Source organism: Pseudomonas sp. 9AZ (assembly GCF_902506525.1).
In the GTDB taxonomy this organism is placed as follows: domain Bacteria; phylum Pseudomonadota; class Gammaproteobacteria; order Pseudomonadales; family Pseudomonadaceae; genus Aquipseudomonas; species Aquipseudomonas peli.
Genome location: NZ_LR733840.1, coordinates 3980471 through 4004720, shown reverse-complemented (window position 1 = coordinate 4004720; position 24250 = coordinate 3980471). Strand labels below are relative to the sequence as shown.

Here is a 24250-nt window from a genome sequence, read left to right as displayed (position 1 = left end):
GGCCTACGTTGAAAAATAAACACCCTGTTGTGCCAAGGTGCTCAAGACGCGGGGTTGCGGGTCGATAGGGTTATACATCGGCGAGCGTTTGAGTTTGTATACAAAATTGTATTCAATTGGCTCTTCGAATAATAACGAGAGGGTATCCCCATGGGCTTGTGGAAGCGCAGCATTCAGTGGCAGCTGATTCTCAGCATGGGCGCCGCCCTGCTCACCAGTATTTTGATCGTCGTGGGCGTTTACTCGGCAGTGGTTAACCGCCTGACTGAACGCTTTCTGGTGGAAGAGGCCTTGCCGGCGAGGGTGCTGGCGATCCGCAACGACCTGGAGCGGGTACTGACGGCACCGATCACCGCCAACGCCGGGATTGCCGCCAATACCTTTATTCAGGACTGGCTGGCCGCTGGCGAAGATGAAGGCCAGCGCGACGCCGTGGCGCGTTACCTGGAGGGCGTGCGTACGCAGCAGAACGCCATGACCACCTCGATTGCTGTGTTGGAAAGCGGCAACTACTTCACCGGCGAGGGCCTGGCCCGGGTTATCAGCCGTGATCAGCCGGAAAACCAGTGGTTCTACAAGCTGGTCGACAGCAGCCGTGATCAGGTGCTGGAAATCGATATCGACAAGGGCACACGACTGCCGACCCTGTTTATCAACCAGCGGATCAAGCAGGGCGGCAAAACCCTCGGTGTTTCTGGCTTGGGGTTCAGCCTCAAGGCCATGTCGGAAATGATTCGCGACTTTCGTTTTGGTGAGCGCGGTCAGGTGTTTCTGATTGATGCCCAGGGCGAGGTCAAGGTGCACCCACAGGCCGACCTGAGTGGCAGTGGCCGCCTCGCCGAGTTGTTTGGCAAGGCGCCGGCGGCTGAACTGTTGAGCGGCGGTGGTAAGGCAGTACGTTTCGAGCGTGATGGTGAAACTTACCTGGCGGTGGCACAGAAGCTGTCCAGCCTGGATTGGCTGCTGGTCAGTGAGGTGCCGGAAGCGGAAGTCTATGCCGAAGCGCGTCAGGCGCTGCTGATGACCAGTGCCATTGGGGTGGGTGTAGCCTTGCTGTTCCTCGGCCTAGTGGTGCTGTTGGCGCGTGGCCTGGTGCGGCCGATCCGTCAGGTGACCGCTGCACTGGTGGAAATTGGCGGCGGCGGTGGTGACCTGACCCGTCGTCTGGATGAGTCCCGCGAGGATGAGCTGGGCGATCTGGCCCGTGGCTTCAACCGCTTTATCGGTGGTCAGCGCAGCCTGATCAGCGATGTGTTGGCGACCAGCGAGCGTTTGCGTGCCTCGGTCAGCCAGGTCGCGCAGGTGGTCGACAACACTGCTGGGCGTTCCGGCCAGCAGCAAGAAATGACCGATATGGTCGCCACAGCGGTGCACGAGATGGGCCTGACCGTGCAGGAGATTGCCCGTAACGCCAGCAGTGCGGCGCAGTCATCGCAACGCGCACGGGACGAGGCGCAAGGCGCGCGTAATGAGGTGCGCCAATCCATCGGGCATATCGAGAGCATGTCCACTGATATTGGTAATGCCGCCGCCGCAGTCAGTGAGCTGGCCGAGCAGGTGGCCTCAATTGATCAGGTGCTGGCGGTGATTCGCGGGATTTCCGAGCAGACCAACCTGCTGGCGCTGAACGCCGCCATCGAAGCGGCGCGCGCGGGCGAGATGGGGCGTGGTTTTGCTGTGGTGGCCGACGAGGTACGCACCCTTGCCAGCCGCACGCAGAGTTCGACTGATGAAATTCAGCAGATGATCCAGCGCCTCAAGCAGGGCGCGGAAACCGCCGTGAGTTCCATGCATGCCGGTCAACGTGCGACCGGTACTGGTGTGCAAGCCAGTCAGCGGACGGGTCAGTCGCTTAGCGCGATTACCGAACAGATTGAACGCATCAGCGATATGAACACCCAGGTGGCCACCGCGACCGAGGAACAGTCATCGGTGACCGAGGAGATCAACCGCAACGTGCAGGGCATTGCCGACCTGGCGCATGCCACCGCCGGCGAGGTGCAGGTGTGTAAAGAGGACTGCAAGACCCTGCGCGGTCTGGCGGATGACCTGGCCAAGCAGATGAGCAGTTTTCGCTTGTAAGCCTAAACAGGCGGCACGCCGGTGCCGCCGCACTCAGGCCTGCTCCAGGCGGTTACGCCCGGCAGCCTTGGCCTGATAGAGCGCATCGTCGACGCGCTTGAAGAACCCCTCGGCGCTGCTGTCGCGGCGCGCATCGAAACAGCCCACCCCCAGGCTTGCAGTCAGGGGCAGGATGGCTCCAGGCGCGTTGAAGCCTTCCCGCTCCAGTTCCTGACGAAACTGCTCAGCCAGTTGGCAGGCTTCCTCTAGCGGGGTATTGGGCATCAGGATGCCGAACTCTTCACCACCCAGGCGCAACAACGCGTCACTGTCGCGGCGAAAGTTCTGCCGCATCCGTTCGGCAAAGTCGTTTAGGCAGTTATCGCCGCAGGTATGCCCGTATTCGTCATTGATCCGCTTGAAAAAATCGATGTCCAGCAGCACCAGTGACAGCGGCTGACTTTGCCGCTGGGCGTTGGCCACCATCACCGGGAACAGGCTGTTGAACTGATAGCGGTTGCCCAGCTGGGTCAGGCTATCGGTGCGGCTGAGGTGTTCGAGGCGCTCCTGCTGATCGAGCAGCTGCAACTCCAGCTTGAGCGTGTTGTGGTATTCGCGGTGGCTGCGGTTCAACGCCAATAGTAGGTAGCTGAGGTAAAAGCTCAGGGTAATCAGGAGCGCGTACTGCTCGCGCCATGCCAGTGCCAGCGTGAGCAGCCCCGGCAGGTAAATCAGCAGCAATGCCAGGAGCGCGCGCTTTTTGCGCATGGCAAAGTTGAAGGCCAGGGCGGTGCTAAAGGCGATGGTGCTGAGGGTGGCGATAATCGCTGAGCTGCTGAACAGCGGATGGTGCTGCGCCAGGGCATGGGCAGCGCCCCAGCTCAGCGCGGTGATCAGAATCAGGCTCCAATGCAGGTTGAGCCAGCGGCTGAGTGAATCGTTGCTCTGCTCCTGAGGCAGGCGGTGTAGCAGGCGTAGAGCCAGCAGCAGGGCAAATAGGGCGATGCCGACGACACCCGGCAGCACCAGAGCGCCCGGGTCATTGCTGAACGCCCACGTGAGCAGCCAGGCCAGCAGGTAATAGATGCCACCCAGTGGCGAGCGAATGCGTGTGTCTTGCGCTTCGCGCCAGAGGGCGAAGGCATGTGGTTGGCGAGGTACTTGGGCTTCAGCCATGGCTTGTGATCACAAATAGCAGCGTTATAGCAGCATAACTCTTTGCTTTTGAAAAAGCTGTCACATTGCTATCGCGCCTTGGGCGACACCCAATGCCGAGCTGGCATGCGCCAGCACGGGCTTACAGCATGATCGCCGCGTCGAACTCAGTGGCCGAGTACCCGCTCAATCGCTTCAGGATTTTCGTGGGTGCCGAAACGATCAACGATGGTGGCGCTGGCCTCGTTCAGGCCCAGAACGTGGACCTCAATACCTTCGCGGCGCAGTTTGATCACCACTTTGTCCAAGGCGGCGACGGCGGTGATGTCCCAGAAGTGTGCGCGGGACAGGTCGATGGTGACCTGGCGGACGGTGTCTTTGAAATCAAAGGCGGCGATGAATTTGTCGGCAGAGCTGAAGAACACCTGCCCAACCACCTTGTAGATACGCTGGCGGCCCTCGCTGTCGAGTTCAGCGTTGATATAGAGGAAGTGGCCAATCTTGTTGGCGAAGAACATGGCCGCCAGCAGTACCCCGACAAACACGCCGTAGGCCAGGTTGTGGGTGTATACGGTCACGGCCACGGTGGCGAGCATCACGATATTGGTGGAGAGCGGGTAGTGCTTCAGGTTGCGCAACGAGTCCCAGCTGAAGGTGCCGATCGACACCATGATCATCACCGCCACCAGCGCGGCCATGGGGATCTGGCTGACCCAGTCGCTGAGGAATACCACCATCAGCAACAACACCACGCCGGCCACCAGGCACGACAGCCGACCACGGCCGCCGGATTTCACGTTGATGACTGATTGGCCGATCATCGCGCAGCCCGCCATACCGCCCAGCAAGCCGGAGGCGATATTGGCCACGCCCTGGCCTTTGCATTCGCGGTTCTTGTCGCTGTTGGTGTCGGTCAGGTCATCAATGATGGTCGCGGTCATCATCGACTCCAGCAGGCCCACCACAGCCAGCGCAGCGGCGTAGGGAAAGATGATGGCCAGGGTTTCAAACGTCAGCGGTACATCTGGCCAGAGGAAAATCGGCAAGGTGTCCGGTAGCTCGCCCATGTCGCCGACGGTGCGGATATCCAGGCCGAAATACATGGCCACGGCAGTCATCGACAGGATGCACACCAGCGGTGAGGGGATCACCTTGCCTAGCTTAGGCACATAAGGGAACAGGTAAATGATGGCCAGGCCCGCCGCGCACATGGCGTAGACCTGCCAGGTGACGTTGGTCAGCTCCGGCAGCTGCGCCATGAAAATCAGGATGGCCAGGGCGTTGACGAAACCGGTTACCACCGAGCGCGAGACAAAGCGCATCAGCGAGCCGAGCTTGAGGTACCCGGCGCCGATCTGCAGCACGCCAGTCAGTAGGGTGGCCGCCAGCAGGTATTCCAGGCCGTGGTTTTTCACCAGAGTGACCATGACCAGAGCCATGGCCCCGGTGGCGGCGCTGATCATGCCTGGGCGGCCACCGACAAAGGCGATCACTACGGCGATACAGAAGGAGGCATACAGGCCGACCTTGGGGTCGACGCCGGCGATGATCGAGAAGGCGATGGCTTCCGGGATCAGCGCCAGTGCCACCACCAGACCGGCGAGCACATCGCCGCGGATGTTAAAGAACCAGGTGTTTTTCAGGCTTTGCAGCATGGTCAATTCCAAAAACTGGGGTCCGCAGATGCACGCAAGGGCAGGGCGGATGGGCTAATAAAAAGCGCGGTACAACGATAGCAACGCAGCCTTGCGGCCAGCGCGCAGGGGCAGAGCTACAGCAGCGGGTAAGCCGGCCGGGCTATGCAGGGAGGGGGCGAAGCGCTATGGCGGCGTAGGCAGCCAGCGGGATGGTTGGGCCAGTGTCATATCGACCTGTCTCTATCCATTCGGGCGAAAAGGGCGCTCACCTTAACACATGCCTCCCGGCCGTCGCAGCCCGCGGGCTGTAGGCCCTGCGAGTTGAACTCATTAGTAGGCGTGCACTCCTACACCCGCAGCCCAGCGTCTGGCCCGACCATTCGGCACCCGCACAGCCGTGCTGTCATGTTCACGCAGCACACTGCTGTTTCCCGTAAGCACGCGAGTATGACTATTCATGATGTCCGCTGCGAAAGGCGTGCTAGGACGGCTACCTGATGTAAGCCCATGGAAATGGGCGCTGTTACTGCTGGCGTTGACACTGGTTTACCAGATAGGCGTGCAGCACCTGGATAACCGTCTGTATTTCTGGATCAAGACCTCCTGGCATGAAACCGAATGGGAAAGCCGCAGCCTGTGGCTGCCCGAGTACCAGGTGCGCATCGATGCGCTGCCGGTTGCCGGAGTGAGCAACAACCTGTCCGGCCTGACCTACGACGAAGGCCGCGACCAGCTCTGGGCGGTGGTCAATAACCCTGAGGAACTGCTGGCGCTGAGCAAGGAGGGTGAGCTGTTGGCGCGTTATCCGCTCAGCGGCTTCAGCGATGTCGAAGGCATCACGTACCTGGGCGATAACCTCTTGTTACTGGCTGAAGAGCGCGATCAGGCGCTGGTGGTGGTCGAACTGCCGGAAAAACCCGGTGCTCTGTTTCGCGAGGATTACCGGGCGCTGACCCTGGGCATTGATCTGGGCGGCAACCAAGGCTTTGAAGGGGTCGGCTACGACCGTGCGGGTGACCGGCTGTATGTGGTCAAGGAGCATTCACCGCGCAAACTGTATGAAGTGCGTGGCCTGAAATCCAGCTTCCAGGGTGACTTCAACCTGCAGGTAATCGATCGCCAGGCCTGGATCGATCACAAGGTGTTTGCCACGGACTTGTCGTCGGTGCATTACGACGAGCAGACCGGGCATCTGGCCCTGCTCAGCGATGAGTCCAAGGTGCTGATCGAACTGGATGCCGAGGACGGCAAGCTGATCAGCTTCCGCTCGCTGCTCAGTGGCTTCGCCGGGCTGCAAGACAGCGTGCCGCAGGGCGAGGGTCTGACCCTGGATGATCAGGGCAATCTCTATCTGGTCAGCGAACCTAACCTGTTCTACCGCTTTGAACGCGAGAGTCGGCCTGGCGCTTAACCGCGCCTGATCAGCCAGATGCCGGCGACGATCAGCAGCAGGCCGCCGACTTTGCCTGCGGTGATCGGAGCTTCACGAAAGCCGGCCCAGCCGAAGTGGTCCAAGGTCAGGGCCATGCTCAGTTGTCCGGCGATCACCAGGGCCATAAACAGCACGGCGCCAACCTTGGGGCCGGCAAAGGCGGCGGTGGCGATAAACATCACCCCCAGCAGGCCGCCACTCCAGTGCCACCAGGTCAGGCCTTTCAGCGCGCCGAGGCTGGGGAACTCGCGCTGGGCCAGCACCAGAATCAGCAGCGCAAGGGTACCCACGGCAAAGGACACCAGCGCGGCGGCCATCACGCTCGACACCTGTTTGGCCAATTGACCGTTGATGCCCGCTTGCAACGGCAGGCAGGCGCCGGCTACGAAGGGCAAGGCCATCAACCACCAGATCGGGGCAGGCATGGGCATATCTCCAGGTGGGCAAGGAGCGATTATGCCGCAAATGCGCCCCGCGCCGTCAGCCTCACCAGGGCAGCGCCTGGCCTTGGTAATCGAGAAATGTGCAGCGTCGGCGACCCAATTCTGCGGTGATCACCTGACACAGGCCACTTGCGCTGTCCGCCACACTCAAGGGGGCATCGGCGCCGCCCATGGCGGTGCGCACCCAGCCTGGATGCAGGGCCAGCAAGCTCCAGGGCAGCTCGGCATAGTGGCTGCTCCAGCTCAGCAGCAAGCTGTTCAGCGCCGCTTTGCTGGCACCGTAGAGCGGCATGTCGAGGGCACGGTTGAGCTGCAGGCTGGCCATCTGCGAGCTGATAAAGGCCATCACCCCGCCGGTTTCGATTCGACCGGCAAGCTGTTGCGCCAGGCTGATCGGCGCGACCGCATTGGCGAGAAACAGCTGGCCGATCTCCGCGCTGTTGGCCTGGCGCGGGTCCTGATGCGCTGGGCCATAGACGCCGGCATTGAACAGCGCACAGGTTAGTGGTTGGTCGCCCAGGGCGCGGTCAATCAACTGGCCCGCTTCGCGTTGCTCCAGGTCGCACTCGATCAGCCGCAGGCACTGACCATGTTGCGTGGCCAGTTCCTGCAATTCATGGCTACCCGCCAGATTGCGGATCACGGCGTGCACCTGCCAGCCCGCCTGCACAAAGGCCTGGGTCAAACCCAGGCCAATGCCGCGTGAGGCGCCGGTGATCAGGATATGGCGGCTTACGGCCACTGCATTTCACCTTTGAGCACCTTGGCGCTCAGTTCGAGGCTGCTGGCGTCGAGCAGCTGCGGGTACTTGGCTTTCATGGTCTCGATCAGCGCCTGGCTGTTCTGGGCCTTGGGCAGTGCTACTTCCAGGTCATTCAGGTAATTGCGGGTAAAGCGCAGGTCATCCAGGCTCAGCGTCGGTTGGCCCATAAAGTGCCCAGGCACCAGGGTCTTTGGCTGCAGCGCTTGCAGTTCATCCAGGGATTTCAGCCAGGATTTACGCGCCTCTGCGGTTTGTGCATCGGCAATCCAGGGGTGAATGTTGGCGTAGGTCAGCACGCCGCCGACCACCGCCTTGATGCTCGGAATCCACAGGCTGGTGTGCTTGGGGTCATGGCCGATCAGTTCGATGCGCTGGCCTTCCAGGCTCAGGTGGTCGCCTTGCAGGGCGTGCGGCACCACTGTGCGGGCCGGTGCGCTGTCTTTGAGGATCGGGCCCCAGTAGGCCAGCTTCGGTTTACGGCTTTTCTCGATATAGGCGATGGTCTGCGGCGTGGCCAGGACCTTGGCCTTGGGGAAGGCACGGGTCAGGGTGTCCAGGCCGAAGTAGAAATCCGGGTCACCGTGGCTGATAAAAATGGTGGTGAGGGTTTTGCCGCTGGCCTGGATGCGCTCGACCAGTTCCTGCGCTTCACGGTTGGAGAACTGCGCATCGACGAGGATGGCCTCGCGTTCGCCGCTGATCAGCGTCGAGGTTACCGGGAAGATGGCCTTGTCGCCTGGGTTGTAGACGTCCAGGGTCAGCGGTTGGGCGAGAGCGGTTGTGGCCAGGGTCAGCAGGCTGGCGCTGGCGAGCAGACCGCGCAGGTGAGTGATGAGCGACATGGGGAACTCCTGTTGAGTGAATGAGCTCATCTTAGTTGCTTTAAATCGATCAAAAAGCCCCGTAATCTGCGCATGTTTGTTGCGTTAAATGGGCTAATTATGGATCGCCTGACGGCTACGCGGGTTTTTGTCGAAGTGGTGGAGCGTGGCAGCCAGACCGCCGCTGCCGATGCGCTGGAGATGTCGCGGGCGATGGTGTCGCGTTACCTCGGCGAGCTGGAAACCTGGGTCGGCGCGCGCCTGCTGCACCGCACCACGCGCAAGCTGAGCCTGACCGGTGCCGGTGAGCAACTGCTGGGGCAATGCCGCGAGATGCTGGCCATGGCCGACGCCATGCAGAGCGTCAGCCGTACGGACGAGGCTGCGCCGCGCGGCACCTTGCGCATCGCTTGTAGCCAGTCGCTGGCTCAGGCCTGGCTGGTGCACGCACTGGATGACTTCACCCGCCTGTATCCGCAGGTCAGCGTCGATCTGCTGGTGGGCAGCCAGGCGGTCAATCTGGTGGAAGCGCGTATCGACCTGGCCCTGCGCATCACCAATCAGCTCGACCCCAACCTGATCGCCCGCCAGTTGGCGGTGTGCCGTTCGGTGGTGTGCGCAACACCCACGTACCTGGCCAGGCATGGCACGCCGCAGCGGCCCGAGGACCTGGCGCAACACAATTGCCTGAGTTATGCCTATTTTGGCCGCAGCATCTGGGAGTTCAGTCGTGCTGGTGAGCCGCATGCTGTGGCGGTCAGCGGCAACCTCAGCGCCAATGAATCCATGGTGCTGCTGGAGGCCGTGCTGGCCGATATCGGCATCAGTTTGCAGCCGCGCTATTCGGTCGGCGCGCATTTGCGTTCCGGGGCGCTGGTGCAGTTGCTGCCTGACTACGAGCCACAGCAATTAGGTATTCACGCCCTGTATGGCACGCGCCGGCAGATGCCGCCGGCGCTGCGCGCGCTGCTGGATTTTCTGATCCAGCGCTTGGCGGATCGGCCGGATTGGGACTTGTAAACGGTCTACAGGGGTTTGCTGAACTGGATCAGCGCGACGCGCTGGCCCTTGGGGTCGCGACGTTCGACCACGCCGCTGAGGGCATAACCGAGCTTGGGGTAGAGCAGCAGCCCGGCGCTGTTGGCATTGAAGCACGAAACCTGCATGCGTTTGGCGTGGTAATGCTCGCGCGCCAGCTGCTCCATCACCGCCACCAGATAGTGCGCCACGCCATGGCTACGGGCCCAGGGTGCGACCATCAGGTTGCCGAGGGCGCAGTGGTCGTCGTAGTGCCATTGGTAGAAGTTGGCAAAGCCGGCTACCCGGCCATCCAGCAGCACCACCGTGCTGTCGCGGCGCTCAGCCATGGCGGCGGCCAGCTGACCGATGCTCAGCGGCCAGTCGGCCTTGGGATAACAGAAAAACAGTTCATCAGCGTTCTGCGGGAAACCGACAATCTCGGCCAGATCAGCCGCCGCCGCGGGGCGATGGCTGAGGTGTGGGGTTGGGTTCATGCAACATCCTTGTAGGTCAGCGGGGTGGGCACGCGGCTGCTCATTGAGGCGGGTACTGACTCAATACGTCCTCCACGCTGCGGCGAATCGCGGCCTCGCGCTCGCTCGGGCTGGGATGTGGATTGCGTAGCACCTGTTCAGTGCTGCCGCGCCAGACCAGTTTGCCATCCTTGCCGTCGAGCAGGTCGATCTGCAGGGTGCCGACCTGATAGTCCAGGGTGCGGGTTTCCACGTAACTCGGGCCGCCCCAGAAGCCGCCGCTCCAGGGATCACCCCAGGCGCCGCCGAGCTGGGTACTGACCTGCTGCTGGCGATTGTCGACGATCATCCACGCCTGCACCTTGAGATCGCCTGGCGTGTTTGCCGCTGCCGGGCGCAGGCCGCGTTGGTCGAGCTGTTGGCTGACCGCCGTGCGGATGCGCTGGTCTGTCAGGTCGCTTTTCAGGCGCGGGTCATCAGGTTTGTATTGCACCGCCGGTTCCTGCCAGCTCCAGCTGCGGTAGGCGGCAAAATCCCGGTTAGGGTCGAAGTCGCGCTGCAGCTGCGCGGTTTGGCAGGCGCTGAGGATCAACAGCAGGGGCAGTAACAGCAGTGATGCACGCACGGGTGCTCTCCTTTAATACAGCGATCAGTTTGGCGGGTATGCCGCCAGGGCCTGTTGTACCGCATTGCGCAGCGCGGCGGCGCGTTCACTCTGGCTGCCGCTGCTAAGGGTTTCGGCGCTGGCACTCCAGACGGGTTGGCCATCCTGGCCGTCGAACAGTTCGATGCGCACCACCATGACTTCTTCGGTATAGCTGCGCACCAGCGGCGCACTGCCCCACATGCCGTAGTCGTTGCCATACCGACTATGACCGTACTGGCTGCCGTAGTGTTCGGTGACCTGGCGTAGGCGTTGCTCCAAACGCAGCTCGGCGCTGACCTTGAGGTCGCTGGTTTTACCGGCGCGATGTGGGCGCAGGCCGCGCTGGTCGAGGGCATTGCTGAGGGCTTCCTGCACCTGCTCGGAGCTGGCCCAGGCCGTACCGGCAGGCAGGCGTTGCCAGCTCCAGGTGCGGTAGCGGCCGAAGTCGCGTGGTTTTGCCGGATAGGCGCTGAGATCCAGTTGCTGGGCCGCCTGTGCGGGTGCAGGCGGCAGGGGGTTACTTTCGGCGGTATACGGGTTGTCGCTCTGGCAGGCTGCGAGGCTCGCCAGTAGCAGTAATGCGCCCAGTCTTTTCATTGAGTGTTCAGCCTCCAGTGAGAGGGCAATCAGCGTGGCCGGCAGATCCAGTGCAGGTAGCGCCCCAGCCCGGAAAAGCTCGGGTGGCGGCGGTAGGCCAGCTCCATTTCCAGCAGGTCGAGCAGCTCGGCCTTGGCCTGGAAGGGTTGCGGCATATAGTCGTGAAACACCCGCACGCCACTCTGGCTTTCGACCTGCCAATTAGCCTCAAGTTGCGCCGCCAGCTCGCGCGGATCAAGCGGCATCTGCGGGGTCAGGCTCTGTTTTTCCCCTGCGAACTCGGCCTTGCGCAGTTTGCGGAAGTGGCCCTTGAGCAGGTTACGGTAGATCAGCGCGTCCTTGTTGTAGAACGCCAACGACAGCCAGCCGCCGGGCGCGCACAACTGGTGCAATACCGGCAGGATGCTGTGCGGCTCGGCTAACCATTCCAGCACCGCATGGCAGATCACCAGGTCATAAGCTTGCTCAAGCTGGCCGAGCAGGTCCTGCCAGGGCGCTTGGATAAAGGTGGCGTCTTGTCCTGCGGCGGCAAAGCGCTCGCGTGCGCCATTGAGCATCGGTTCGGCGGGTTCCGTCAGCGTCACCTGATGGCCGCGCTCGGCCAGCCACAGCGACATATGGCCGAGGCCCGCGCCGATATCCAGCACCCGCAGTGGGCGTTCGGGTAGCGCTTCGGCCAGGTCAGCCTGGAGTACGGCCAGGCGAATCGCGCCCTTGGCGCCGCCATAGATCTTCTCGGCAAAGCGTGTGGCCAGTTCGTCGAAGTGACGATCACTCATTGGATGCGCTCCCGAGGAAGCGCCGTTCGTTGTCGGCCAGCTTGGCGCGCACCACCTGTTCCATATCCAGGCCCAGCTCGCCGCACAGCAGCACCAAGTAGAGAATCACGTCGCCGATTTCCTGGCCGGCATGGGCCAGGTGTTCAGCTGGTAGTTCGCGGGACTGCGCTTCGCTCAGCCACTGGAAGATTTCCACCAGCTCGGCCATTTCCACGCTGGCCGCCATGGCCAGGTTCTTCGGGCTGTGGAATGGCCGCCAGTCGTTGTGGTCACGAATGGCGTGCATGCGGGTGGTCAGTTCGGCGAGGTTCATCAGGCGCTCCAGCAAAGAGGAGCATAGCTTCGGGGTTTGCCGGCCGGTCTTCAAGCCGGCAAACCGATACCGCAGGTTATGGGTAGCCGCTTTCGTTCGGGTTGTTAGTCACTTCCAGCACGCGCCAGACGTTGGCATAGACACTTTCCTGGGAAAACGTAATGCGCCCCTTGCCTTTGTACAGCGACACCACGCGGGCGACGTCCTTGCCTTTGAAGTTGAACGGGATCCAGGCCTTGCCTGTCTGGTGCGAGAAGGTGGCGGTCGGCGCGCCGAGCAGCGCATTGACTTCATCCATGCTCATACCGGTGCGTATATCGCTGAACGAACCGCTGCCCTGGGCGGCGGTCGCTGGTGCAGCAGCGGGCGTCAGCGTTTGCGTGCTAGTAGCCGCTTGGCCTTGGCCGGCGCGGTAGGCGTCCAGGTTGACGCTGCCTGCGGTGTAAGGCGCGCCACCGGCGCTGAGGCTGTCAGCGGCTTTCTCGCAATGACGGTCGAGCTTGCGGTTGTCGGAGTTGGCCACCACTTCGCTCAGTACCGGCTTGTAGCGGCCGTTACCCGAGCTGGCCAAGGCCTTGCAGACCCAGGCGAGGGCGTCTGAGGTGGTGTTATCGGAGGCGCTACGGTACTTCTGCAGCAGCACTTCGGCTGCCACGTCGAGGGTTTCCTGGTCACGGTAGCCGCTGTGGTAGATGCTCTGCGCGGCCTCGCGAATCGACACCGGGCCGCCCTGCACCAGCTGATTGACATAGCGCTGCCCGGACGCGTCCAGGGCATGGGCCTGCAGTGCGCTGCAGGCGAGGACGAAGGACGTGGCAAGTACTGCGGTGTTTTTCATGCTGAGGCTCTCTGATCCATTGGAGTTGCCGTGCGGGTCAACCATGACCGCGTGGGCGCAGGAGTCGACACGATAATCGGCCCCCGCAAAAACGCCAAGCCTTGCGGTGCGCCTAGTCCAGCGGCTGCCAACTGCCGCTCATATGGCTCAGATCATTCTGGCCGAGGAGGCTGAACTGGCCATGGCTGCCGGGCTCGCTGGCCAGCAGACGCACCTCGGCCGGCAACAGCACCGGTTTCTGGAAGCGTACGCTCACGCTGTAACCGGCATCCGGTAGGCGTGCGCCCAGTTCGGCCAGGGCGCGGCCTTTGTTCCACAGGCCATGGGCAATGGCGCGGGGAAAACCGAACAACTTGGCGGTGGCGGCAAACATATGGATCGGGTTGTAGTCGCCGGCGATGCGCGCATAACGCCGGCCGATATCTGCGGGCGCGCGCCAGTGGGCCAGGGTGGTTTGCGCAAGTACAGGTTCGGTTTCGCGTTCGGCCGGTTTGCCGTCCAGGCGCAGGGCACGGCAGAGGATGCGGCTATCGCCTTCCCAAAGCAGGCCGAGCTGGTCGTGCAGCTGGGTGATCAGGCTGAAGGTCACGCCCTTGTCATGGGGCTGCAGGTCTTGCACCTGCACGCTGACGGTAAAGGGCCCGAGACCGCCGAGGGGGCGCAGCACGCGAATATGGTTTTCCAGATGCACCAGGCCGAGCAGCGGAAAGGGAAAGCGCGTATCGGTGAGCAACTGCATTTGCAGGGCAAACGCCAGAATATGCGGGTAGGGTGCGGGCAGCCGATGCTCATCGCTAAAGCCGCAGATCTGCCGGTAGCGCGCCAGGTGTTTGGGATCAACCGTGACCTGGCAGCGCACGCCCAGCTCGGGCAGGCTGCGGCCAGTCACACGGCGGCGCAGGGCGGCGCGCAGAAAAAGACCGGGTAGCGCGGGCGGGGCGGGCAGGTCGAGCCAGTCGATGGCCATGGGGTCACTCCTCAGAACGGTGGCAGCAGCTTAGATGGCGCGCCTGTATCTGCATTGGCCGTGCTGCCTGGTTATGTGGCGGGGCAGTCAATTGCCTGCATTCACGCCTTGAGCGCATGGCCTAAAGCTGCCTAAGATGGCCGCGCCTCGCACACAATAAGAACTCTTCAATATGCGTGACCTGACTGACGACGTGGCGCTGATGCGCCCCGTGATCGACGCCCTGCGTGCCAGCGGTACCGACCCTGATCGGGTGCTGGCGCGCGTTGGCCTGCCGCCGGGTGGTTTACCTGCCGGGCGCTTCCCCCATGCCGCCCAAGCGTTGTTCTGGAAGGCGGCCATCGACGAGTGCGGCGAAGAGCATGTCGGCCTCTACCTGGCTCAGCACCTGCCGGCCTTCCACGGCCTGCTGCTGGAGTACCTGTTTCTTTCCAGTGAAACCTTCGGTGAAGGCCTGCGCCATGCCCTGCGCTATGTGCGTCTGCTCTCTGACACCCTGAATGCCAAGTTGGAGGTGCAGGACGACCGTGCGGTGCTGCTACTTGGGCTGGTTCCCGGCACGCCGCGACACTTCCCGGAAATGCTCGCCGGCGCGGTGATCCGCCTGTTTGATGCGCTGACCGAAGGTGATTTCACCCCTTATGAAGTGCAGTTCATGCATACCGAAGGTGCGCCGGCCGAGCGCTATCAGCAGGTCTACGGCTGCCCGGCGCAACTGGGCGGCGAGCGTTACGCGCTGGTGTTCAATGCCTCGGTGCTGGACAAGACCTCACGGCACGCTGCGCCAGAATTACTGCGCATGCACGAGTCGCTGGCGCGCCGGCAGCTGGCTGAAGTCGAGCGTCTGGACCTGGTGCGCAAGGTGCGTGAGTTGATCGGCGAATTGCTGGTCGACAGCGGCGCGACCCTGGAGCAGGTCGCCGCGCGATTGAACATGCCGGCGCGGCGGCTGCGTGAGCGCCTGGCGATGGCCGGGGTGCGCTTTAACGACCTGGTCACCGACTACCGTTGCCGTTTGGCCAAGGACCTGCTGCTCAACACCGACGAGCGTATCGAAGTGATCGTCGAGCGCACCGGCTTCTCTGAGCCGAGCACCTTCTATCGTGCCTTCAAGCGCTGGGTCGGCGAAACGCCAGTGGAGTTTCGCAAGCGCGGCAAAAATTGAGTGCTACTGGGCGAAATAGGTCGCCCAGAAGTAATAGAGCGTCATCCCGCTGCCCACGCTGATCACCAGCAGGCGCAGGAACTTGGCCGGCAAACGCTGGCCCAGTGCGCCGCCGACATAACCGCCGACGGTGGCGCCCACCAGCAGAATCACCAGCTCATACCAACTGACTCGGCCGGCGATGATAAAAGTCGCGGTGGCGACGCTGTAGATCACCGCGGAAATCAGGTTCTTCAGGGCATTGGCGCGGGCCAGCGGGTGGCCTTCGATAGAAAACGCCGCCAGTTGCAGAATGCCCATGCCGGCACCGAAGTAACCGCCATAGATCGATACGCCGATATGCGCGGCCAGTGACAGTGGGCCGTGCGGCGGTTGTGCAGCCTCGGCACGGCGAGCAGCCAACCAGCGGCTCAGCCAGGGACTGGCTGCAAACAGCGCGGTGGCGGCCAGCAGCAGCCAGGGAATCAGCTTGGCAAACACCGCATCGCCGCCAACAAGCAGCAACAGCCCACCCAGCAAGCCGCCCGCCAGCCCGGCCGCCAACAACGGCAGCAGATAACGCCCCAACGGCCGCAGCGAATCCCGCGCCGCCCAGGCCCCAGCCAGGCTGGCCGGCCACAGCGCCACGGCATTGGTGGCGTTGGCCGTCACCGGCGGCAGACCCGCCGCGAGCAACGCCGGAAAGGAGAAAAACGTGCCGCCACCGGCCAGGGCATTCATCCCTCCGGCGGCAAAACCGGCGAGCAGTAACAACAGCATTTCGTTGAGAGGCATAGGGCTTCATCGGGTTAACGGCAGGTGACGGGGTCAATGCCTGCTGTGGTTGTCTTGTTTACTGCCCGCCGTTATTGCCTGGCACTGCATTGGCGTTCCTATAATCGGCTTTTTGGCACAGGGCTGGCGATGATGGCAAACGGACGAGCGTTGTACAGGCTGCGATTCTATGTACTTTTAGCCTTGGTCCTGTTGTTTTTTACCGCCCATAGCCAGGCCGCGGCCGTTAATGACCTGCGCCATTGGGAGCCCGATCAGCAGCCCTATCAGGTGCTAGCGGGACAGTGGCAATTGCAATGGCTTGAACCACAGCGTGAAGCAGGCCTGATCCAACTGCCGTTCACCTGGTCGGAGGGCACAGCCAAGCCCTGGGGACAGGTGGGTTTTGGTCATATCGAACTGCGTACGGTCGTGCTGCTGCCTGAGCATTCGCGACCCTTAGCGCTGTATTTCGACGATCTCAAATCAGCGGCGCGGGTCTGGGTCGATGATGTGCTGGTGTTGGAGCGCGGTCGCCCCGGTAATGCCGAACATGAGGTGGCCCGCTTGCAATCTGCCATCGTGCCTTTGCCCATGGGGCACGTCCGCGTGGCGCTGCGCGTGGAGTTGTCCAACCACTTTCACCATGAAGGCGGTATCGACATGGTCGTGCGTGCAGGCACGCTGGATAACGTGCGCTTGGATGTCAGCCGTCAACAAGCCTTGTACCTGGTGAGTGTCGGCGCCACGTTGATGATGGCGTTGTTCATGGTGTTGCTGGATCGCAGCGCGGCCCGTTCTCTGGGTGGTGTGCCGTTTGCTGCCATTTTGGTGCTGGCTGGTATGCGTGCAGCTTCCAGTGGCGAGTTGCTGGACTACTACCTCGAACTGCCTGCCCTGTGGATCTATCGCATTGAATACCTCTCGGGGCATTTGTTCGCGCCTGCTTACGGGGTATTGCTGTTGCGGCTGTTCCCGAGCGAGCTGTCCTTACGCGTGCTGCGCGTGATGATCGGCGTCGGAGTACTGGGGGCCGCGCTCACGTTGTTTATGCCGGCGTCTTTTTTCACCCTGCTGCGTGATCCGTGCGCCCTCTGGTTGCTGCTTTGCGAGCTGTATTTTCTCGGGTGCCTGTGCCTGGCTACTTATCGCAAACGTGCCGGAGCGGCGGTGGTTTTGTTGGGCATGGTGGCGCTGGATGTGACCATTGTTAACGACCTGATGATGTACTCGTTGAACGTGCCAACGCTGAACCTGATTCCTGTGGGCGTTTTGCTCTTCTTGCTCTCCCATGGGCTAGTGGTCGGCAGCCGGGTGACGGCTGCGCTGCGTCGCAGTGATGAACTGCGCGAAGACCTGCAGCGCTTGAACGCCTCACTTGAAGCGCGTGTGGATGAACGCACCCAGGCGCTGGCCGTGGCGCGCGATCAGGCCCTGCACGAGGCTCGTCAGTCACTGGAACGGCAGGCCATGCTCAGCCATGAGCTGCGGACCCCCTTGGTGGCCATTCAAGGCCACTTGCAACTGCTGGCCCGCGATGGCCTGCAGGCCGAGCAACAGCGCCGGCTGGATACGGTGCAGGTGGCCGCGCAGAGCCTGACCGATGTGCTGGACGGATTGATGCTGCTGTCGCGCGCGGAAAAGCTGGAGCCGCCGCCGCGCGAAGTGTTTTCCCCTGTGCAATTGATCGAGGACTGCGCTGCGATCTTCCGGCCACAAGCCGAAGCGCGCGGCTTGAGTCTGCTCACGCGCTGTGATCCTCAGCTGCCGGCGTATGTGCTGGGTAATCCGCAACCGCTACGGCAGGTCTTGTACAACCTGCTGGGCAACGCCCTTAAATTCACCGAAGAAGGCTATGTTGAAATTACTCTCACGCGACGGGGTGCAGGACTGGCGCTAAGGGTCAAGGACACTGGCGCCGGTATTCGCACCGAATTGCAGCCGCATATCTTTGATGCCTTTGTCAGGGATGCGCAGCGGGCTGAGCCCGGTATTGGTCTGGGGCTGTACATCACCGCCCGGCTGGTCGATCTGATGGACGCTGTGATTGCGCTGGACAGCGCACCTGGGCGTGGAACCTGTATCGACATCGCCTTACCGTTCCCGGATGCGCAAGCGCCTGGGCTGGTCCTGGAAGACTCTGCGCTGCTGCAGGGTTTGCGCGTGTTATTGGTCGAAGATGTCGAAATCAACCGGTTAGTCACCGCCGAATTGCTGGAGCGCTGGGGTTGCCTGGTGTGCACCGCCAGCACCGGTCAGGACGCCGTGCAGGCCTGTGCCGTGAACACCTTCGACTTGGTTTTGATGGATATGCGCCTGCCCGATATTGACGGTTTGACTGCCAGTCGGCTGATTCGCCAACAGCATCCCCAAAGCGCCGCCAAATTGGTGGCATTGACCGCCAATGCCAACGATCTTGATCCCGCACAGTGGCGTCAGGCCGGGCTGAGTGCCGTGCTGGCCAAACCCCTGCGCCGCGATGACCTGCTCCGCGTGCTTGAGGATTGGGACGCTCTGCCGGCATCGCCCAGCGGCGAGCACGACGATATCTCCGAAGCGCGACTGGAGGTGTTGCGCGGTTGGTTGGGGCCGGCGCTGTTCGATCGTTTGCTGCCCACGCTGGTGGACTCCCTGCAGCAAACCTACGACGCCCTGGCCCAGTTGCCACAAGGCCCTCAGGCGCGCGATCAACTGCGCGTGCTGTGCCATCGTTTGCGCGGCAGTACCCTGAACTTCGGCCTGGATAATCTCGCCCGGATTGCTGATGCCACGCATGAAACCGATCAGATCGAAGGCCTGCTGGATGCGATTGAACGGCACCTGCAGCTGTTGCGTGCGCGTGTCCTGCAAGAACAACAGCCGCCAGGTGGTCATCGCGAATAGCTGGCGCACTGTTTGATCTTTGCGTCAGAATCCGCGCCAGATTTTGGGGAGTGCACGGTCAATGATTGACAGGCTTGTTGTGGTCGAAGATGCACCAGAGATTCGCGAGATGATGGTGCTGTATCTGCAGAACGCAGGGTTTGAAGTCTATTCCACCGACTCCGGCCGGCAATGCCTGCTCATGGTGGAACGCCTCAAGCCCGCTCTGGTGCTGCTCGACATTGGCCTGCCGGATTTGGACGGACTGACCGTGACGGCACAGTTACGGCGCAACCAGCCCAACCTGGGTGTGATTCTGGTGACGGTGCGCGACGAGGATTACGACCGTGTCGTGGGGCTGGAGGCCGGAGCCGATTGTTACCTGACAAAGCCACTTAACCTGGGCATTCTGCTGGCCCAGGTGCGCAGCCTTCTGCGCCGATGCGGTGGCGGTGACCGGGAGTCTGACTACAGCCTGAGCCTGGGGCGTTTTCGTATCGACTTGTTGCGGCGTCATATCGTCAATCAGGACGGCGTGGATGTCAGCCTGACACCGGGTGAGTTTGCTGTTTTGATCGGGCTGATTGAGCGCCGGGGGCATGCGGTCAATCGTCATGAGTTGCTGACATTTCTGCGCCGGGGCCAGGAAGATGCCGAGGACATTGACGTGCGCACGGTGGATGCCCTGATCGTGCGCTTGCGGCGCAAGCTGGAAGTCTCGCCCAACCGCCCCCAGTTGATCATGACCGTCTACGGCAAGGGTTACCGCCTGGCCAATGAGGCCGAAATCAGTCAGTAAGTCGTTTGCTGGTTAATTGTGAACAAGGGTTCACAAGCGTGAATGGCCTTTCCTAGCACTCACATATAGCGAAACCAGAGAATTCACTACTCGTGATATCTCTAATCGTGACAGTGAGGTCCGCCATGTTGGTCAAACGCCCCGCCCCTCGTTCGACCTTTCGTGAACAGCCCAAGCAGGTGTTTCAGCCTACCCGACTGGCGGCGGCCATTCTGGTCGGCATGGGCGTGCCCTCGGTCTGGGCGGATACGAACACTATTGTTGCCTCCGGCGGCACGTACCTGGTGGGCGATACTCTGGTGCAGCTTCCAGGCACGGCGACCACTATTGCGGTCAATAGCAATGTCACGGATATCACCACCGGCACGGTGCGTGGGCAGACCGGCTTTAACTCCTTCAGTCATTTCCAGGTCGGCAACGGCAATACCGTAAACCTCTATGTGCCGAGCGGGGCCAGCAATCTGGTCAACCTGGTGCATGACTCACGGGTGGTGATCAATGGCACGCTCAATGGCGTGCTGACCGATGGCAACCGGATTGGTGGCAACATCATATTTGCCGACCCCCATGGCATGGTGGTGGGTAGCAGCGGTGTCATCAACGTCGGCAGTTTGACCATCACCACGCCCTCGGCGCAGCAGATGCAGCAGCTGTCTTCGGCGGTGGGGGTGGTCACGCCCGAAGGCGCAAGCCAATTGGTCGACGACTTAAAGAACGGCCAGTACAACGACGCGGGTGTGCTGACCGACCTGCCGGGTTCAGAGCGCGGCAAGGTTGAGATCAAGGGCAAGATCAATGCCGTTGGCTCGGTGAATATCTTTGGCGCCGCAGCGGTGGTGGCCCAAGGGGCGCGTGTTGAGGGCGGCAAGGACATTGCTGATGCCGTGTTCAAAGGCACGGTCAACACCGCTGGTTTGTCCGTGGGGCAGGCCGCGCAGCGAGCCGATGGTGCGGTGCGCATCGTCGGCCGTGACTCGGCGGTAATCTCTGGGGAACTGGCTGCGCTGATGGCCGATGGCAGTGGGGCCAGTGTTTCGGTGTCGGGTGGGCAAAGCCTGGAGCTGACGGCATCCGCTCGCTTGCGCAGCCAGGGCGAGGCCGGCAAAAACAGCGGCAAAGTGACGCTTGAAGGCAGCACAATCAATGTGCGCAGCGGAGCGCTGGTCGATACGCGGGCCAACGGCAGTGGGCGCTCCGGGGATATTCAGGTCAGCGCCATCAGTGATGGTGCCTGCACCTTCTGCAAAGGCGACGATGCCAAGACCGTCGATGAAATTACCCAGACGCTAAAAACCAAGCCGAACTCGCTGCTGGCACCTGACCGCGGCGTTGCCAGCGTCAACATCGAGAAAAATGCCGTACTGGATGCCAGCCACGCCGATGACTTCCGCGAGGGTGACATCAAGGTCAGCGCCACCGCCATCAGCAAGCAACTGGGCGGCTATTCGGCAGCCGATGCCAGCATCAAGGTAGCTGGTACGCTCAAGGGCGGCAATATCGCCCTGAACAGCAATGCCGTGGCGGTTGTTGACCCAGGCTTGCTGAGCTCGCTGTTCGACAGTGCCGCGATCAAAGCCGACATTCTGAAGATGAAGAATGAAAACGGCTGGAGCGATGAAGAAGCCTGGAAAAAGATCATCGGCGACATCATGGGGCCGATCACCGGGATTGGTTCGCTGAGCAATCCTGATCAGCTCAAGGCGTTGGGTGCAGACCCCGCCGACCTGAGTGAGCTGTCGGCGCTGATTCCCTTCCTGGCGGTGTCGATCGGTCATGCCGACTCCAAGATTGAGGTGCTTGACGGCGCGGACCTGCATGCCAGCCAGAAACTGCTGGTCAAGGCCGACAGCACGCGCACGGTGACGACGGAAAGCTTCTCCATTCCGCTGGTGCAATCGTTGATTCCTTTCAACGCTGGTATGGCCTTTGGCCGCATCAGCGGCACTACCAGCGTGGAGGTCAAGTCGGGAGCCACGCTCAAGGGCGAGCAAGGCATCGCACTGCAAGCGCACAGTCAGAACACCTTGACGGTTGAGTCGGAAGCCACCAATGGGCACGACGCCGAAGGCAAGCAGGCCACCACCACCGGCTTTGCTTTTGCCATGGCCAACACGGGCCTGACCACCTCGGCCAAGGTCAACAGCGGTGCGCTACTGAACACACGGGGCGATGTCAGCCTGCTGGCGCTGACCGAGCAAGCGATCCGGAACAAGGCGGTGTTCAAGTCGTTGGGTAACGGTGCTGCCGGCGGTGCCGTGCTGGCCCTGAGTGTGCTCAACAGCAATACCCAGGCGGCTTTTAATGCCAATCTGAGCGGCGCGCGTCATCTGGACGTCAGCGCCACCAACCTGATTTCCCGTCAGCAAAATGAAGCGACCTCGCAGGCCGGTAAAGGCCTGGCGGACTTCCTTAAGTTTCGTGCGATTGGCACGGTTGATCCGATCAAGAATTATGTGCTGAGCAAGTTCAAGGACGTGAATCCGACTCAGCCGACGGACAGCAAATTCCGTTTGGCCGCCTCGCTGGGATTGGTGGTCAGTGATCAGCAAGCCGAGGCCAGCATTGGCCAGAGCACGCAGCTCAATTTGAGCGGTAATCTTGGGCTCACGGCGCTGCAGGAGATTCGTGAGCTGCACAATCTGGTCAACAGCACCGTAAACGGCTCCAAGAGGGGCGAGGACCAGAATGACTATTCCCTGAGCATGGCCGTGGCGATTGCCACCCTGAATCAGGGCACCCGCACGCTGGTTGGCGATGGTGCGCAGATCACTGCCCAGCGCATCGGTCTGGGCGCTCAATACATCCAACCGTTGAGCCTCGGCGGCTTTGACCGCTGGAGTTCGCTGAGTGATATCGGCAAGAACATGATGAGCCTGGGGGGCTGGCCGAGTGATCTGGCCGGTAAGTTTTCCACCCAATACGCCAACTCCCAGGGCACCTCCGACGAACTGGCAATCACCGGTTCCATCTCGGTGCTGACCAATTTGATTGATACCCGTGCTTGGGTCGGTGATCGGGTTCGCCTGGAAGCCTTGGTCAATGATGAACTCGCCTGGCAGAGCAGGCCGCTGGATGCTCTGGTCGGTTTGCGTGATGCTCAGGGTTTGCTGATTCCGCCCAGCGCCATGGTGGCCAACCGCCGCTGGGATTGGGCGCAACCCATCACGGTGACAGCGGGTAACCAGCTCGGCCAATTGGCCATTGCCGGCAATATCGGCATGTTCCTGTTCGGCACTGCTGTGGGGGGCGAGTCGGCCCCGGGTGAAAATGCCAAGCCCTCGGCTCTTGGCGGTGCGCTCAATATTCAGACTGTTTCCAGCAAGGCCGTTGCCGGCATCGGCGCGCAGGCGGTGGTCAAGGCGGGCGGGGTGCAGGTCCAGGCTTTGCAGGATGATTTGATCCTGGCCCTGAGTCCGTCTGCGGGTAAAGGGGTAAGTGCGGCGGCCAATGGCGCCGCCGTGGCCAATACCCTCACCTCGACGGTCAATGCTTCCATCCACAACACCGCGAGCATGGACGCCAAGCGTATTGGTGTGCATGCAGAACACCGCCTGGGCTTGTGGACGGCGGCCGGTGCCGTGGCGTTGGGTGGCACCGCCGGGGTGGGCGGTGGGCTGGCGCTGAATGTGCTGACCACGGATGTCAATGCGCTGGTGGGCAACAACCTGAACTGGCGACCGGAGGCACTGGGCCAAGGTCTGGAGGCCAGCGGTAAAGGTGTATGGAAGGCCAACGTTCTGGATGTTCAGGCGCTCAGTTCAGGGCAGAGCGGGGCTTTTGCCATCGCTGGGGCCATTGCCAAGGGTAAGGATGAGCAGAAAGAACAGGACGAAGGCACGAAAAAGGCCGGTGATATCGGCAAGCCCACGGTAGAGCTAGCCGACAGCTTTGGTCAGGCGTTGCTGCAGTCGATTACCGTCGGCGTGATCAACGTCACCCCGGCGCTGAGTTCGTTGGCCAGTGCGCCCGGCAAGATCAAGGATGCGGTGACCGAAGCGCCGCAGAAGATTTCGAGTGGCTGGAACAGCATGAAAAAGCTGTTCAGCAAAAGCGACGCCGGTGGTGGTCCGGATGGCGGTGGTGACGACTCGGGCGGCTCAGGCAAGGGCTTCGCCTTGGCTGCTGCTGGCTCGGCCACCATCAATGTGTCGCGTCAGCGCAGCAAAGCGGATCTGGGCAATATCGTGCTCGATCCGCGTGACCCTGCCGAGGGCGGCAGCAAGGTCAACGTGCTGGCCCTCAATCAGACGCACCAGTTCAGTGGTTCCGGTGCCGGCGCGCTGACCCTGGCGGGCAAGCAGAAGAGTGAGTCCAGTGCCGCTCTATCGGGAGCGCTGGCCTACAACCACCTGATGAATGAGACCGATGCGCGGGTGGGCAACGTGCTGTTGCGTGGCAATGACCTGCTGCAGGTGCAGGCCCTCAGCGCAGGTGATCAGATCGCGCTTGGTCTTGGTCTGTCCGTGGCCACCGCCGGTACCGATAAAAATGTCGCGGTTTCGCTGTCCGGCTCGGCCGCGTACATGGGCAACCGCACCCGCGCATTGGTGGAGAACAGCCAGGTGCAACAGCGCCAGGCGGCACCCGGCCAGATCGCAGTCAATGCCTACGACCGCGCACGGGTGATGCTCGGCGGCGGCGCCTTTGCCGGCAGCAAGGGTAACGGCGGCAGTGCCGGCGGTTCACTGGTGGTGGGGGTGCTGGCCAATACCCTGGCGGCGGAATG

20 protein-coding genes and 2 pseudogenes are annotated in these 24250 nt (G+C 62.0%); 8 read left to right on the top strand and 14 right to left on the bottom strand.

From position 1 onward, the window contains the following. Window positions 1-150 precede the first annotated feature (150 nt). Together ALTER154_RS21400 and ALTER154_RS21395 are read left to right on the top strand one after the other, a co-directional pair. Window positions 151-1212 (top strand): annotated as a pseudogene (locus ALTER154_RS21400) (cache domain-containing protein); the annotation flags it as partial. A 132-nt stretch (window positions 1213-1344) separates the two neighbouring features. Then, on the top strand, window positions 1345-2082 hold the full coding sequence (locus ALTER154_RS21395) for a methyl-accepting chemotaxis protein (protein WP_372239965.1): 738 nt from the start codon (window positions 1345-1347) through the stop codon (window positions 2080-2082). 33 nt (window positions 2083-2115) lie between these two features. Here the strand turns inward: ALTER154_RS21395 and ALTER154_RS18530 are convergent, their stop codons facing one another. Both ALTER154_RS18530 and ALTER154_RS18525 read right to left on the bottom strand, forming a co-directional pair. After that, window positions 2116-3237: a GGDEF domain-containing protein gene (locus tag ALTER154_RS18530; RefSeq protein ID WP_160089292.1), complete on the bottom strand. Its 1122-nt coding sequence runs from the start codon at window positions 3235-3237 to the stop codon at window positions 2116-2118. Between the two features lie 146 nt (window positions 3238-3383). Then, window positions 3384-4871, bottom strand: coding sequence for a SulP family inorganic anion transporter (locus tag ALTER154_RS18525; protein WP_160089290.1), 1488 nt, complete (start codon window positions 4869-4871; stop codon window positions 3384-3386). A gap of 439 nt (window positions 4872-5310) precedes the next feature. On the opposite strand from ALTER154_RS18525, the gene ALTER154_RS18520 reads away from it, so the two are divergent. Further along, a complete protein-coding gene (locus tag ALTER154_RS18520) occupies window positions 5311-6264 on the top strand; it encodes an SdiA-regulated domain-containing protein (RefSeq protein WP_160089288.1) in 954 nt (317 codons plus the stop codon). Here the strand turns inward: ALTER154_RS18520 and ALTER154_RS18515 are convergent. The 3 genes from ALTER154_RS18515 to ALTER154_RS18505 form a co-directional block, all read right to left on the bottom strand. After that, complete coding sequence (locus tag ALTER154_RS18515; RefSeq protein ID WP_160089286.1) at window positions 6261-6710, bottom strand: DMT family transporter; 450 nt, start codon at window positions 6708-6710, stop codon at window positions 6261-6263. The two genes, ALTER154_RS18520 and ALTER154_RS18515, sit on opposite strands and share 4 nt — an antisense overlap. 61 nt (window positions 6711-6771) lie before the next feature. Then, a complete protein-coding gene (locus ALTER154_RS18510) occupies window positions 6772-7470 on the bottom strand; it encodes an SDR family oxidoreductase (RefSeq protein WP_160089284.1) in 699 nt (232 codons plus the stop codon). Next, window positions 7461-8333 (bottom strand): MBL fold metallo-hydrolase, encoded by an 873-nt coding sequence (locus tag ALTER154_RS18505; RefSeq protein ID WP_160089282.1) that lies wholly within the window; start codon window positions 8331-8333, stop codon window positions 7461-7463. The genes ALTER154_RS18510 and ALTER154_RS18505 overlap by 10 nt, the downstream gene beginning before the upstream one ends. Window positions 8334-8432: 99 nt before the next feature. Here ALTER154_RS18505 and ALTER154_RS18500 point away from each other — a divergent pair, with 99 nt between their 5' ends. Then, the gene (locus tag ALTER154_RS18500) at window positions 8433-9332 is read left to right on the top strand and encodes a LysR family transcriptional regulator (RefSeq protein ID WP_160089280.1); all 900 of its coding nucleotides are present in this window, start codon (window positions 8433-8435) and stop codon (window positions 9330-9332) included. A gap of 5 nt (window positions 9333-9337) precedes the next feature. Here ALTER154_RS18500 and ALTER154_RS18495 read toward each other — a convergent pair whose 3' ends face one another. From ALTER154_RS18495 to ALTER154_RS18465, 7 genes are all read right to left on the bottom strand, one after another. Beyond that, entirely contained in the window at window positions 9338-9826 is a 489-nt protein-coding gene (locus ALTER154_RS18495; protein WP_090255673.1) for a GNAT family N-acetyltransferase, read from the bottom strand. Window positions 9827-9866: 40 nt separating this feature from the next. After that, a complete protein-coding gene (locus ALTER154_RS18490) occupies window positions 9867-10430 on the bottom strand; it encodes a DUF4136 domain-containing protein (RefSeq protein WP_160089278.1) in 564 nt (187 codons plus the stop codon). 24 nt (window positions 10431-10454) lie between these two features. Then, a complete protein-coding gene (locus ALTER154_RS18485) occupies window positions 10455-11048 on the bottom strand; it encodes a DUF4136 domain-containing protein (RefSeq protein ID WP_160089276.1) in 594 nt (197 codons plus the stop codon). A 29-nt stretch (window positions 11049-11077) separates the two neighbouring features. Next, window positions 11078-11827 carry a methyltransferase gene (locus tag ALTER154_RS18480; RefSeq protein ID WP_160089274.1) on the bottom strand — a complete coding sequence of 250 codons (750 nt, stop codon included), beginning with the start codon at window positions 11825-11827 and terminating at the stop codon, window positions 11078-11080. Further along, complete coding sequence (locus tag ALTER154_RS18475) at window positions 11820-12140, bottom strand: nucleotide pyrophosphohydrolase (RefSeq protein WP_160089272.1); 321 nt, start codon at window positions 12138-12140, stop codon at window positions 11820-11822. Before ALTER154_RS18475 ends, ALTER154_RS18480 begins: the two co-directional genes overlap by 8 nt. A 76-nt stretch (window positions 12141-12216) precedes the next feature. Further along, the gene (locus ALTER154_RS18470) at window positions 12217-12978 is read right to left on the bottom strand and encodes a hypothetical protein (protein ID WP_160089270.1); all 762 of its coding nucleotides are present in this window, start codon (window positions 12976-12978) and stop codon (window positions 12217-12219) included. Window positions 12979-13090: 112 nt separating this feature from the next. Further along, window positions 13091-13945, bottom strand: a complete 855-nt coding sequence (locus ALTER154_RS18465; protein ID WP_160089268.1) for a MaoC/PaaZ C-terminal domain-containing protein — start codon at window positions 13943-13945, stop codon at window positions 13091-13093. A gap of 172 nt (window positions 13946-14117) precedes the next feature. On the opposite strand from ALTER154_RS18465, the gene ALTER154_RS18460 reads away from it, so the two are divergent. Next, complete coding sequence (locus ALTER154_RS18460; RefSeq protein ID WP_160089266.1) at window positions 14118-15110, top strand: AraC family transcriptional regulator; 993 nt, start codon at window positions 14118-14120, stop codon at window positions 15108-15110. A 3-nt stretch (window positions 15111-15113) separates the two neighbouring features. Here the strand turns inward: ALTER154_RS18460 and ALTER154_RS18455 are convergent, their stop codons facing one another. Then, window positions 15114-15884 carry a sulfite exporter TauE/SafE family protein gene (locus tag ALTER154_RS18455; protein WP_160089264.1) on the bottom strand — a complete coding sequence of 257 codons (771 nt, stop codon included), beginning with the start codon at window positions 15882-15884 and terminating at the stop codon, window positions 15114-15116. A gap of 183 nt (window positions 15885-16067) precedes the next feature. Here ALTER154_RS18455 and ALTER154_RS18450 point away from each other — a divergent pair, with 183 nt between their 5' ends. From ALTER154_RS18450 to ALTER154_RS21390, 3 genes and pseudogenes are all read left to right on the top strand, one after another. Beyond that, on the top strand, window positions 16068-18746 hold the full coding sequence (locus ALTER154_RS18450; RefSeq protein WP_160089262.1) for an ATP-binding protein: 2679 nt from the start codon (window positions 16068-16070) through the stop codon (window positions 18744-18746). A 61-nt stretch (window positions 18747-18807) separates the two neighbouring features. After that, a complete protein-coding gene (locus ALTER154_RS18445; protein ID WP_160089260.1) occupies window positions 18808-19524 on the top strand; it encodes a response regulator transcription factor in 717 nt (238 codons plus the stop codon). Between the two features lie 125 nt (window positions 19525-19649). Then, window positions 19650-23981: pseudogene (locus ALTER154_RS21390) on the top strand (leukotoxin LktA family filamentous adhesin); the annotation flags it as partial. A gap of 142 nt (window positions 23982-24123) precedes the next feature. Here the strand turns inward: ALTER154_RS21390 and ALTER154_RS21385 are convergent. Then, a complete protein-coding gene (locus tag ALTER154_RS21385) occupies window positions 24124-24249 on the bottom strand; it encodes a hypothetical protein (protein WP_372239964.1) in 126 nt (41 codons plus the stop codon). Between the last annotated feature and the right edge of the window lies 1 nt (window position 24250).

Coding starts and splice junctions, on each gene's coding strand:
- ALTER154_RS21395 (WP_372239965.1), top strand. CDS start 1,345: ATGACCGATATGGTCGCCACAGCGGTGCACGAGATGGGCCTGACCGTG.
- ALTER154_RS18530 (WP_160089292.1), bottom strand. CDS start 3,237: ATGGCTGAAGCCCAAGTACCTCGCCAACCACATGCCTTCGCCCTCTGG.
- ALTER154_RS18525 (WP_160089290.1), bottom strand. CDS start 4,871: ATGCTGCAAAGCCTGAAAAACACCTGGTTCTTTAACATCCGCGGCGAT.
- ALTER154_RS18520 (WP_160089288.1), top strand. CDS start 5,311: ATGATGTCCGCTGCGAAAGGCGTGCTAGGACGGCTACCTGATGTAAGC.
- ALTER154_RS18515 (WP_160089286.1), bottom strand. CDS start 6,710: ATGCCTGCCCCGATCTGGTGGTTGATGGCCTTGCCCTTCGTAGCCGGC.
- ALTER154_RS18505 (WP_160089282.1), bottom strand. CDS start 8,333: ATGTCGCTCATCACTCACCTGCGCGGTCTGCTCGCCAGCGCCAGCCTG.
- ALTER154_RS18500 (WP_160089280.1), top strand. CDS start 8,433: ATGGATCGCCTGACGGCTACGCGGGTTTTTGTCGAAGTGGTGGAGCGT.
- ALTER154_RS18495 (WP_090255673.1), bottom strand. CDS start 9,826: ATGAACCCAACCCCACACCTCAGCCATCGCCCCGCGGCGGCGGCTGAT.
- ALTER154_RS18485 (WP_160089276.1), bottom strand. CDS start 11,048: ATGAAAAGACTGGGCGCATTACTGCTACTGGCGAGCCTCGCAGCCTGC.
- ALTER154_RS18480 (WP_160089274.1), bottom strand. CDS start 11,827: ATGAGTGATCGTCACTTCGACGAACTGGCCACACGCTTTGCCGAGAAG.
- ALTER154_RS18475 (WP_160089272.1), bottom strand. CDS start 12,140: ATGAACCTCGCCGAACTGACCACCCGCATGCACGCCATTCGTGACCAC.
- ALTER154_RS18470 (WP_160089270.1), bottom strand. CDS start 12,978: ATGAAAAACACCGCAGTACTTGCCACGTCCTTCGTCCTCGCCTGCAGC.
- ALTER154_RS18465 (WP_160089268.1), bottom strand. CDS start 13,945: ATGGCCATCGACTGGCTCGACCTGCCCGCCCCGCCCGCGCTACCCGGT.
- ALTER154_RS18460 (WP_160089266.1), top strand. CDS start 14,118: ATGCGTGACCTGACTGACGACGTGGCGCTGATGCGCCCCGTGATCGAC.
- ALTER154_RS18455 (WP_160089264.1), bottom strand. CDS start 15,884: ATGCCTCTCAACGAAATGCTGTTGTTACTGCTCGCCGGTTTTGCCGCC.
- ALTER154_RS18445 (WP_160089260.1), top strand. CDS start 18,808: ATGATTGACAGGCTTGTTGTGGTCGAAGATGCACCAGAGATTCGCGAG.